Here is an 11,520-nt window from a genome sequence, read left to right as displayed (position 1 = left end):
CCTATTTCAAAATTTCAAATAATTACATACATTTACCAAAATTAGAATACCTATGCGTAAATTACTCTTTTTGTTTATAATTGGATTGGCAATTTCAATAACATCTTGCAGAAAAGATTTTGTTTTTGAACCAAGTACTGGCGGATTAGAATTTTCTAAAGACACAGTTTATTTAGACACTATTTTTACAAATATAGGTTCAAGCACTTATAGATTAAAGGTTTACAATAATAGTGATAAAGATATTTCTATCCCTAAAATTCAATTACGAAAAGGAATTACTTCTAAATACCGAATTACAGTTGATGGATTAACAGGCGATATTGGAGCTACAAATAAAATTTTTAGTAATGTAGAATTACTTGCCAAAGACAGTTTGTTTATTTTTATTGAAGTAACAGCAGATGCTGCCATTACAAATCCAAACGATTTTTTATACACAGATAATATCGATTTTTATAATATTTCTGGAACGCCACAAGATGTTGATTTGGTTACTTTAATTCAAGATGCAATTTTTATTTATCCAGATAAACCTTTAAGTACAGGAATAAAAGAAACATTAACTATAGAAGGACTTGTTGGAGTTGAAGGACACACACTAACTTTACCAAATGAACTAAACTGGACATCATTAAAACCTTATGTGATATATGGATATGCAGCTGTACCAAATGGAAGTACACTTACTATTAATGATGGAACGAGTGTGTATTTTCATGCAAATTCTGGACTTGTAATAGACAATCAAGCAAAATTAATTATAGATGGTCATCTTAATGATATTGATATAAATGGTGAAATTACTGCAAAACACGAAGTAACATTTGAAGGTGATAGATTAGAATCTAGTTTTGAAAATGTGCCTGGACAATGGGGAACTGTATTAATTTTTTCAAGTTTAAATAATACTATTAATCATCTAACTCTTAAAAATTCAGCTATAGGTTTATATTTGCAAACAAATATTGTTACTGGAAATCCACCTAAATTAGAAATTAACGAATCTCAAATTTATAACTCTTCAAATGTTGGAATTCTTGCAAGAAATTCAAATATTAATGGTAGAAATTTAGTAATTAATAATGCTGGACAATTTTGTTTATCAGCAACTTATGGAGGTAATTATAAATTTACTCATTCAACTTTCATTAACAATTGGCCAAGTTCTAAACAATTAGCTGTTCTATTAAATGATTATCTTGATATTGACGCCACTACATTTACTTCAAATCCAAATCCAAGTAATTTTGAATTTATAAATTGTATAATTTATGGCTCAAACAATACTGAATTTTTTGTAAATAAAAAAGGTACTGCAACTTTCACATATAATCTTAAAAATTGTTTAATAAAGTTCAATAGTAGTCAACTTAATGATACAGGTTTGTTTGAATTCAATAATATTACTGGACCATATAGCAACAGTTGCTTTATATCTAAAAATAATATAAATTATTCTCCAAAATTTAAAAATATTACAAAAAATCAATTATGGCCTACTGTTGATTTAAGTTTATCGCCTTCATTAATGCCGGCATTTTTAAGTCCAGTTAATGTAGACATTTTAAATAAGCCAAGAACACCTACTATAACAATTGGTGCATATCAATTTATACCTTAAAAATTTACTTAAAGTTTGAATTGAGTTAAAAACTATTGATAACTCTTTTTTTATTTGATGTATTTTGGCGTAAATTTGCATTAACAACTAAAGTGAACTTATATAAGATGAGAATCTGAAACACTGAAATAAATTCAGTGTAAACAAGTTCAGATTAAACAACAACACAATGATTCATTTTTTCGGAAACGAAAGTACTGCTGTTTTTGCTGTGCAAACTAAAAACGAGCTTTCACAAGAAACTATTTCAAAACTTAACTGGCTTTTTAATTCTGAACTTGTTTCAGAATCTCATAAATCTGTTTCAGAATCTCAATCAGATAAACCTAAATCCGTTCTTGCGGATTTTTTTGTTGGTCCACGATCCACAATGATAACGCCTTGGAGTACAAATGCTGTCGAAATTACTCAAAATATGGGAATTGAAAACATCATTAGAATTGAAGAATTTCACAAAGTTTCTAGCGATTTCTCTGATTTTGATCCAATGCTTTCGCAAAAATATTCCGAATTAAATCAAGATATTTTCACAATAAATATTCAACCAGAAAACATTTTAGAAATAGAAAATATTTCTGAATACAATAAAAAAGAAGGTTTAGCATTAAGTCAAGATGAAGTAGATTATTTAGAAAATTTATCTAAAAAATTAAATAGAAATCTTACTGATTCTGAAGTTTTTGGATTTTCACAAGTCAATTCTGAACATTGCAGACATAAAATTTTCAATGGAACTTTTGTAATTGATGGAATTGAACAAGAATCGTCATTGTTCAAAATGATTAAGAAAACTTCTGCAGAAAATCCGAACGATATTGTTTCTGCTTACAAAGATAATGTAGCTTTTATTAAAGGTCCAATAGTGCAACAGTTTGCTCCAAAATCTGCCGATAAACCTGATTATTACGAAGTAAAAGATTTTGATTCAGTTCTTTCATTAAAAGCAGAAACGCATAATTTTCCAACTACAGTTGAACCATTTAATGGCGCAGCAACTGGTTCTGGTGGAGAAATTCGAGACAGATTGGCTGGCGGACAAGGTTCATTACCATTGGCTGGAACAGCAGTTTATATGACATCTTATTCACGTTTGACAAATAATCGTGAATACGAAAACGGAATGCAAAAACGAAAATGGTTGTATCAAACGCCAATGGATATTTTGATAAAAGCATCAAACGGAGCATCTGATTTTGGAAATAAATTTGGACAACCACTTATAGTTGGTTCTATTTTAACATTTGAGCATGATGAATCAAAAGATGCTGAAACGAGTTCAGCACGCAAATTGGGTTACGATAAAGTAATTATGCAAGCTGGAGGAATTGGTTATGGTAAACTAGATCAAGCTATAAAAAAGAAACCAACTGCTGGAGATAAAATTGTACTACTTGGTGGAGAAAATTATAGAATTGGAATGGGTGGCGCAGCAGTTTCGTCTGCAGATACTGGAGCTTTTGGTTCTGGAATTGAATTAAATGCCATACAACGTTCTAATCCTGAAATGCAAAAACGTGCCGCAAATGCCATTCGTGGATTAGTAGAAAGCGATGTAAATCCGATAGTTTCTATTCATGATCATGGTGCTGGCGGACATTTAAATTGTCTTTCAGAATTGGTAGAAGAAACTGGTGGATTAATAGATTTAGACAAATTACCAATTGGCGATTCAACACTTTCTGCAAAAGAAATTATTGGAAACGAATCTCAAGAACGCATGGGATTGGTAATTGGTAAAGAAAATATAGCATTTTTACAACGAATTGCCGATAGAGAACGCTCACCAATGTATCAAGTTGGTGATGTTACAGACAATCATAGATTTACATTTGAAAGCAAAAAAACTGGAGAAAAGCCAATGGATTTTGCTCTTGAAGATATGTTTGGAAGTTCGCCTAAAGTGGTAATGAACGATAAAAAAATCGAAAGAAATTATTCTGAAATTACTTATAATCAAGAAGATATTCCAAAATATATTGAAGAATTATTCAAACTTGAAGCTGTTGCTTGTAAAGATTGGTTGACTAATAAAGTCGACAGATGTGTTGGAGGAAAAGTGGCAAAACAACAATGTGTTGGACCTTTACAATTGCCTTTGAACAATGTTGGCGTTATGGCTTTGGATTTTTTAGGTAAAGAAGGAATTGCAACTTCTATTGGACATTCGCCAATTTCTGCTTTGGTAAATCCTACATCTGGAAGTAGAAATGCCATTGGTGAAGCATTATCAAATATTATTTTTGCACCATTAAAAGAAGGTTTAAAAAGTGTTTCACTTTCTGCCAATTGGATGTGGGCATGTAAAAATGAAGGTGAAGATGCACGATTGTATGAAGCGGTAAAAGCGTGTTCTGATTTTGCTATAGAACTCGGAATCAATATTCCAACAGGAAAAGATTCACTCTCTATGAAGCAAAAATATCCTAATGATGAAGTTATTGCGCCTGGAACTGTAATAATTTCTGCTGGAGCAAATTGCAATGATATTACTAAAGTTATTGAACCAGTTTTTCAAATAGTTGATGATGAAAGAGGAAATGGAACTTCTATTTATTACATCAATTTATCGCAAGATGACTTTAAGTTGGGCGGAAGTTCGTTTGCACAGACTTTAAATAAAATTGGTACTGATGTTCCCACAATAAAAGATGCTGAATTCTTCAAAAAGACATTTGATGTTATACAACATTTTATTAAAAATGATTTAATTGTTGCTGGTCACGATATTGGAAGTGGCGGATTAATTACAACTTTGTTAGAAATGTGTTTTGCAGATGTGAATATTGGAGCCAAAATTAATTTTAATAAGTTGCCAGAAAAAGATTTAGTTAAAATTTTATTTTCTGAAAATATTGGTTTGGTTTTACAAACTAATAATAATATTGCTTTTGAAAATAATCTTTTTGGACGTGGAATTGAGTATTTCAAAATAGGAGAAGTTGTTGAAGGAGATTTTTTAGAAATTAGCACTTCGACTGCGCTCAGTGTGACAAAGTTTAACATTCCAGATTTAAGAGAAAAATGGTTTGAAACCTCTTTCCTACTCGATCAAAAACAAACTAAAAACGGAAAATCATTAGAACGTTTTGAGAATTTTGCTAATCAAAAATTGGAATATGTTTTTCCTGAGCATTTTACTGGAGATTCTTCCTTCGTCAGAATGACAAATGAGGTTCGACCAAAAGCAGCAATTATTAGAGAAAAAGGAAGTAACAGTGAGCGCGAAATGGCAAATGCAATGTACTTGGCTGGTTTTGATGTAAAAGATGTGCACATGACTGATTTAATTTCTGGTAGAGAAACTTTGGAAGATATTCAATTTATTGGAGCAGTTGGAGGATTTTCAAATTCTGATGTTTTGGGTTCGGCAAAAGGTTGGGCTGGAGCATTTTTATATAACGAAAAAGCAAAAAATGCTTTGCAAAATTTCTTTAAACGTGAAGATACACTTTCGGTTGGAATTTGTAATGGATGTCAATTGTTTATGGAATTGGAATTGATAAATCCAGATCACAATGTTCATGGAAAAATGAAACACAACGATTCTGGCAAACACGAAAGTATTTTTACCTCTGTTAAAGTGCAAGAAAATAATTCTGTAATGTTAAAATCACTAGCAGGAACAACTCTTGGCGTTTGGGTTTCTCACGGTGAAGGAAAATTTAGTTTGCCTTTATCAGAAGATAATTATGATATTGTTGCCAAATATGGTTATGAAAATTATCCAGCAAATCCAAATGGTTCTGACTATAACACAGCAATGCTTTGCGATAAAACAGGACGACATTTAGTTACAATGCCACACATTGAGCGTTCTACATTTCCTTGGAATTGGGCACATTATCCAAAAGATAGAAATGATGAAGTTTCGCCTTGGTTGGAAGCGTTTGTAAATGCTAGAATTTGGGTTGAGAATTTTAATAAAAAATAAAATTTGTATATTTTGTAAGAAAAATATTTTAATTAATATTTTTTAATTTATTGCGACTATCGAATAGTTGCAGAAATGACCAAGAAAAAATACATAAGAAATCTATAAATTAAAAATGAAATTATTTTTGTAATTTTGAAAAAAGATTAAAAAAATGAGAACATTAAGCATAACAATATCAGATTTAGAATTTAACAAATTCGGAATAAAAGATAGTAAATTAAATTTTACTGATTTTGTAGACATTGTAAGTAAAGAATTGACTCGCCAAAATTTAAGTAAGTGCATTGAACTTGCAGAAAAAAATGGACTTTCTAAAATGACAATGGACGAAATTACAAACGAAGTAAAAGCTGTTAGGAAAGATGCAAAGAATCGTAATTGATACAAACGTAATAATTTCATCCTTAATCCAGAATAGTTATCCTTACACAATAGTAAACGAACTTTTTATCGATGACAAAATAGAAATGTGTGTTTCAGATGAATTACTAGCTGAATATTATGAAGTATTAAGAAGAAAAAAGTTTGCAAGATTTCACGATTTTTTTCACGAGCTGAGACATTACTTGTTGCAATTGAAAACAAGGCATCTATTTTTAAGCCGAAAATAAGATTGCAATTAATTTCTGATGCTGATGATAATATGGTTTTAGAACTTGCTGATGAATGTATTGCAGATTATGTAATTACTGGAAATACAACAGATTTTATTTTCCCAACTTACAAAGAAACTAAAATTGTAACGCCAAGAGACTATTGGGAAAATCATAAACCAAAATAAATCATAAGTAAAGGTACTTTTTTGCGAAAAGTGATTTGTTGGAATTGGGCGTATTATCCAAAAGATAGAAGAGATGAAGTTTCTCCTTGGTTGGAAGTATTTATTAATGCTAGAGTTTGGGTTGAGAATGTGAATGAGAAATAAATAATATATATGAATTGTTTAAATTGCCAAAATCCAACTTCACAAAATTTCTGTCCAAATTGCGGACAAAAAACTGATACACTTAGAATTACATTTAAAAAATTCATCACTCATGATATTCTTCATGGAGTTTGGCATTTTGAAAGAGGAATATTTTACACAATTAAAGAAGTAATTTTAAGACCTGGAAATGCAGCTTTAGATTATATTTCTGGAAAAAGAATTAAATATTATAATGTATTTTATCTAATATTATTATTTATTGGTTTAAACATATTTCTTAATCAATATTATGACAAATTGAATGAATATTATTTCAATTTGTCTACTATACATAAAACAAATACAGCAGGAAAATCAATTGATGATTTTGTAACTAAGTATTCAAAATTAATAATTTTTTCTTTTGTTCCATTATTAGCATTTAATAGTTGGGTAATTTTTAGAAGAAAAAAATTAAATTTAAGTGAACATTTTATTATTTCAGGAATGATATTTCTTGGAGTAATGATTATAACAACAATTGGTAGTTTAACCAATTTTAGCGAATTTTTTAAATATATTGATGTAATTTCAAATGTTGTAGATAAATCTATACCCATTTTTATTATTATTCATTTATGCATTAGTTATTACAATTGTTTTAAAGAAAATTACAGTACCAAAGGAATTATTTTTAGAACTTTTTTAAATTTGATATTATTTTTAATTGAAATAATAGGTTTAATTTTTTTATTATTTGGCTATTTTACAAATTGGAGTTTTAACATAAAATTAGTTTATCAATAAATCTAAAATCACCTATGCTTCCTAGTAGGAACAATCATCAAAGGAATTGTAGTTTTATTTAAAACATTTTCTGTAGTGCTTCCAACAAGGATTTTCTCTAGCCATTTTTGACTGTGTGAACCTATAATTATCAAATCTATTTTTAGTTTTTTTGCTGTTTTTAGTATTCCTTCTGCAAATTCACCTTTCTCTACCAACGTTATTATTGCATCGTCTTTAAGATGTGTTTTTATTTTATCTAAATAATAATTTGCAGCGTCTGTTGGAGAATCGGTATTCAAATATTGAAAAAAAGTGGCGCTATCAAAATCTCCAATTCCTGATATTGGCGATGTAATAAATGATGTGTAATAGGTTTCATTTTCTACAATGTGAAGCAATGTAACCTCAGCATTCATTGCTTTGGCAAACGAATATCCAATTTCTGCAATCTTGGTTGCATTTGAATTGTAATCAATTGCAATAAGTACTTTTTTATCTGTTTTCATAAGACTATTTATTAATTTATTTTACTTTTTTCAAATACCAAACGTGCCATTAAATAACTCACAGTAGATTCTGCACCTTGATTTAAATTGAGGTGATTTTCTTCCAATCCATCATAACAACCGCCAGTTTTTGGGTTGTAAACAATTTGATTTAAATGATTTTTTCCTAAAAACCAATTGAAAGCAACCACCATTTTATTGTAATATTCTTTGTCTTCAAATACTTCATAAAACTTGTTTAAAGCCAGAATTGTATAAGCAACATCTATTGGTTGTTCGCCATAATTATTAACATCTTTTCCTTTATGATTCCAACCTTGATTAGAAACTACTTTTATTTGATCGTCTTTGAAAGTAATATTCAATAAAAAATCGAACGTTTTTTTAGCAATTTTTTTATACAATTTACTTCCAGTTTTTAACGATGCATACAACATTGCTTCTGGCAAAAGACTGTTAGCATAAGTTAAATAATTTTCGAACCATTTCCATTTATCATCAGAAACGCCTCTAAATTTTGAAACTAAATTATCTGCCAATTTGGTAATTATAGCGGTAATTTCTGGAGTATTATTTTTTAAATCATACCAATACAATCCTTTTATAGAAAACGAAATGGCTCTTGGTGATTTGAATTTTAAAATATGAACAATTGATTTTTCTATTGCAACATTCGCTTTGTCAATAAATTCTTTTGGAAACAAATCACTGTGAGATGCAAATTCTCCTAATGCCCAAATTGTTCTTCCGTTAGAATCTTCAAGGTTTTCATTGTGATTATTATTAGTAAAATTTCCAAGTTTATCAACATAATTTAAAAAACTTCCATCTTCTTGCTGGCAATATAACAGAAAACTTAAATAGGTTTCTATCAAAAATAAATCGGCAATATCTTTAGTAATTTCATAATGTTTTACCATTGCAATTAAAGCTCTTGCATTGTCATCAATGGTGTAACCAGTTTTTATATCAGGATTGGAAATTTCTGCAAATTGAATAAATCCATCTTTAGTTGTCATTCTTTTAATATGATCTAAATTTATTGCTGGCAACTCATAATTCAAACTAACATTTTTATGATCTAACTTGTTTTCAATCAATGCAATGTGAGATAAAGCAGCATTTTGCCAACACGTTGGGTTAATTTTGTGCAACGCATTTAATTGCATTTTTTTCATTAATTTGGGTTGGTATAATAATTTAATAGTTTCGTCTGCAAGTTGCGCTGAATCTTGAAAATCAAAATTCACTCCAGCACCATCAATAAGTTCTTTTGAATGCGGAATTGGTGTTGAAATTATAGGACAACCACAAGCCATTGCATAAGCCAAAGTACCACTTACAGCTTGATTTGGATCTTTGGCAGTAAATAAATAAATATCGGTATGTTGTAAATAATACATCAATTCTGACAATGATAAATAGCTGTTTATAAAACGAACATTGTCTTGTAAATGCAACTTCTTGACTTTTTTATAAAGAAATTCTCTGTACTTTTCACCTTCTTTTAAAACAACTTCTGGATGCGTTTTTCCGATAATTAAATACAAAACATTCGGAAATTTTGCTATAATTTTTGGCAAAGCATCAAGAGCGGTTTCTATACTTTTTCCTTCGCTAACTAACCCAAAGGTTGAAAGTACAATTTTGTCTGTAAATTCATTTTTAGTTTCTTTAATTGCATCTGAAATTGAAGCAACCAAATGCGTTCCGTGTGGAATTACTTTTATTTTATCTGACGAAATTCCGTAATCATTCATCAATAACGAAGCCGAATTATTAGTCATAACAATAACTTCATCAGAATATCTAACAATTTTTTGAACTACATCTAATAATTTATTGTTTGGATTTGGCAAAACTGTATGTAATGTTGTAGTAATTGGAACCATAATACTTTGAAGAAAAGGAAGAATTTTTTCGCCATAATCTCCACCAAAAAGTCCAAATTCATGTTGTAAAAAAACAGACGAAAGATTTTCGTTACTATTTATTTTTCTTGCTAATATTTTATAAGATTCTTCGTCTTGCGTATTTAAATTATATTTTACCTCTTCTGGATAATTGAAATTACTTTCTTTAGATTCTAAGGAACATACTTTTAGAGAAAAAGTGTTTCCAAATTTTTCTTTAATTGCATTTCTTAAATCCTGAGAATAGGTTGCAATGCCGCATTCTCTTGGAGGATAAGAAGTTATAAATAAAATTTCTGGTAATTCAATAGTTTTTAATGCCAAACTTGGTTTAATCGTTTTATAAGAATCAAGTAAAGTTGCCTTATAATTTAATTTTAAATTTGGATTGTAACCAATTACATTTTTTTCGTTTGTTGATGAAATAGAGGTTCTCATACTAATTTTTGTTTGATAATAATTCTTGTACTAATTCTTTTAAACTCACAGATGCGCAAGCAACAGTTTTATCAGCTGCACCATAATAAATATATAATTGATCGTCAAATAATGCTGTTCCTGTTGGAAAAACAACATTATTAACAACGCCATTTAATTCGTAATCTAATTCGGGTTCAAATAATGGATAAGGTAATCTTGCTATAACTTTTATGGGATTATCTAAATCTAATAGTGCAACTGCAGCTGTGTAAACATAACCGTTTACAGTATCATAAACTCCATGATAAATCATTATCCAACCTTCACTAGTTTCAATTGGCGGACAACCACCACCAATGTAGCTTGATTCATGATTGTTTTCATTTGGATCAATTATAATATGTTCATTAAAATGTAACAAATAGTTAGTCCAAAAATCATTAGTTAAATCTTCAATTTCATCAATTAAAACCAATTGAATTCCGGGTTTTATTCTGTGGAGAAAAGCCAATTTACCATTAATTCTTCTTGGAAAAAATGCAATGTCTTTATCCCAAATATAAACTTTGTCGTTAGGATTAAAATGTCGGTTGTGACGAAAGTATTTTACACTTGTTAAGTTATTACATTCGGCAAGATTTTGAAATTCGTCAAAAGTGAACTTTGGAGTAATAATTCCTTTTCGTTCAAAATTTATCAAATCTTTAGAAGTTATTAATGCTCCAAGTGCGTTAATCCCATCATAAGCTGTGTAAGTAATATAAAATAAATCATCAATTTTTACAATTCTTGGATCTTCAACTCCTTTATTTTCTTCAATTGTATTGGGAATTATAATTGGAGTATCATAACGTTCAATTACATTTAATGGTCCATCAAATTTGCAATATCCAACTGTAGAATAATTTCCTTTTTTTACTGCTCGATACAACATGTGAAGAGTATTTCCATCTTGATAAACTCCAGGATTAAGCACGCTGTCATTTTCAAATGCTAAACTTGTTTTTTTAAGTACAATTCCTTGTTTTTTTACGGTTATCATAGCATTAGAAATAGATTAAATAATATTTAAACTCTAAAGATTAAAACAACTAAAAACCTATTTTTTAGCATTATAAATGAACTAAAATTATAAATGCAAAGTCAGTTATGTCATTGAAATTCTAAGTATTACAAAGTTCAAATATTTTTGTAATTATGAATTACACAATATTTGACATAAATTACACAATTAACAGATTAACATTTGAAGTAAATTTTCAAATAAATTCACAAAAAAAATCCTCAAAAAGTTAAAACTTTTTGAGGATGCTAAATAATTAATATTTTAAAATTTATTTCTTTAAAGAATCATTTCGGCTGACATATTTATGTAAATAATCGCCTTTAGGTTTTCCTAAATCGAACGAACTCCATTTGGTTAAAAA

The 11,520-nt window shown here is 29.1% G+C and carries 9 protein-coding genes; 6 read left to right on the top strand and 3 right to left on the bottom strand.

Features of this window, described 5'->3' with window-relative positions; translation table 11 throughout:
* Positions 1 to 52 precede the first annotated feature (52 nt).
* The 6 genes from ACH2BC_RS01960 (at position 53) to ACH2BC_RS01935 (ending at position 7,272) form a co-directional block, all read left to right on the top strand.
* Complete coding sequence (locus tag ACH2BC_RS01960; RefSeq protein ID WP_395052295.1) at positions 53 to 1,624, top strand: hypothetical protein; 1,572 nt, start codon at positions 53 to 55, stop codon at positions 1,622 to 1,624.
* A gap of 169 nt (positions 1,625 to 1,793) precedes the next feature.
* On the top strand, positions 1,794 to 5,555 hold the full coding sequence (gene purL, locus ACH2BC_RS01955; RefSeq protein ID WP_395052294.1) for a phosphoribosylformylglycinamidine synthase: 3,762 nt from the start codon (positions 1,794 to 1,796) through the stop codon (positions 5,553 to 5,555).
* A 154-nt stretch (positions 5,556 to 5,709) separates the two neighbouring features.
* Complete coding sequence (locus ACH2BC_RS01950; RefSeq protein ID WP_395052293.1) at positions 5,710 to 5,940, top strand: hypothetical protein; 231 nt, start codon at positions 5,710 to 5,712, stop codon at positions 5,938 to 5,940.
* Positions 5,921 to 6,169 carry a putative toxin-antitoxin system toxin component, PIN family gene (locus tag ACH2BC_RS01945; protein ID WP_395052292.1) on the top strand — a complete coding sequence of 83 codons (249 nt, stop codon included), beginning with the start codon at positions 5,921 to 5,923 and terminating at the stop codon, positions 6,167 to 6,169. The genes ACH2BC_RS01950 and ACH2BC_RS01945 overlap by 20 nt, the downstream gene beginning before the upstream one ends.
* Before the next feature lie 2 nt (positions 6,170 to 6,171).
* On the top strand, positions 6,172 to 6,339 hold the full coding sequence (locus ACH2BC_RS01940; RefSeq protein ID WP_395052291.1) for a hypothetical protein: 168 nt from the start codon (positions 6,172 to 6,174) through the stop codon (positions 6,337 to 6,339).
* A 153-nt stretch (positions 6,340 to 6,492) separates the two neighbouring features.
* Positions 6,493 to 7,272 (top strand): DUF3667 domain-containing protein, encoded by a 780-nt coding sequence (locus ACH2BC_RS01935; protein ID WP_395052290.1) that lies wholly within the window; start codon positions 6,493 to 6,495, stop codon positions 7,270 to 7,272.
* Positions 7,273 to 7,280: 8 nt separating this feature from the next.
* Here ACH2BC_RS01935 and ACH2BC_RS01930 read toward each other — a convergent pair whose 3' ends face one another.
* From ACH2BC_RS01930 to ACH2BC_RS01920, 3 genes are read right to left on the bottom strand one after another with little or no spacing between them, the layout of a single operon-like run.
* On the bottom strand, positions 7,281 to 7,760 hold the full coding sequence (locus tag ACH2BC_RS01930) for a universal stress protein (protein WP_395052289.1): 480 nt from the start codon (positions 7,758 to 7,760) through the stop codon (positions 7,281 to 7,283).
* Positions 7,761 to 7,771: 11 nt separating this feature from the next.
* Positions 7,772 to 10,111: a glycosyltransferase gene (locus tag ACH2BC_RS01925; RefSeq protein ID WP_395052287.1), complete on the bottom strand. Its 2,340-nt coding sequence runs from the start codon at positions 10,109 to 10,111 to the stop codon at positions 7,772 to 7,774.
* A gap of 1 nt (position 10,112) precedes the next feature.
* Positions 10,113 to 11,135, bottom strand: a complete 1,023-nt coding sequence (locus ACH2BC_RS01920) for a pesticidal protein Cry7Aa (protein WP_395052285.1) — start codon at positions 11,133 to 11,135, stop codon at positions 10,113 to 10,115.
* Positions 11,136 to 11,520: the final 385 nt, after the last annotated feature.

Source organism: Flavobacterium sp., assembly GCF_043760115.1.
In the GTDB taxonomy this organism is placed as follows: Bacteria; Bacteroidota; Bacteroidia; order Flavobacteriales; family Flavobacteriaceae; genus Flavobacterium.
Note: the sequence above shows the minus strand (reverse complement) of the source record. Positions and strands in the feature narration are given on the sequence as shown.

Coding starts and splice junctions, on each gene's coding strand:
- ACH2BC_RS01960 (WP_395052295.1), top strand. CDS start 53: ATGCGTAAATTACTCTTTTTGTTTATAATTGGATTGGCAATTTCAATA.
- purL (WP_395052294.1), top strand. CDS start 1,794: ATGATTCATTTTTTCGGAAACGAAAGTACTGCTGTTTTTGCTGTGCAA.
- ACH2BC_RS01950 (WP_395052293.1), top strand. CDS start 5,710: ATGAGAACATTAAGCATAACAATATCAGATTTAGAATTTAACAAATTC.
- ACH2BC_RS01945 (WP_395052292.1), top strand. CDS start 5,921: ATGCAAAGAATCGTAATTGATACAAACGTAATAATTTCATCCTTAATC.
- ACH2BC_RS01935 (WP_395052290.1), top strand. CDS start 6,493: ATGAATTGTTTAAATTGCCAAAATCCAACTTCACAAAATTTCTGTCCA.
- ACH2BC_RS01930 (WP_395052289.1), bottom strand. CDS start 7,760: ATGAAAACAGATAAAAAAGTACTTATTGCAATTGATTACAATTCAAAT.
- ACH2BC_RS01925 (WP_395052287.1), bottom strand. CDS start 10,111: ATGAGAACCTCTATTTCATCAACAAACGAAAAAAATGTAATTGGTTAC.
- ACH2BC_RS01920 (WP_395052285.1), bottom strand. CDS start 11,135: ATGATAACCGTAAAAAAACAAGGAATTGTACTTAAAAAAACAAGTTTA.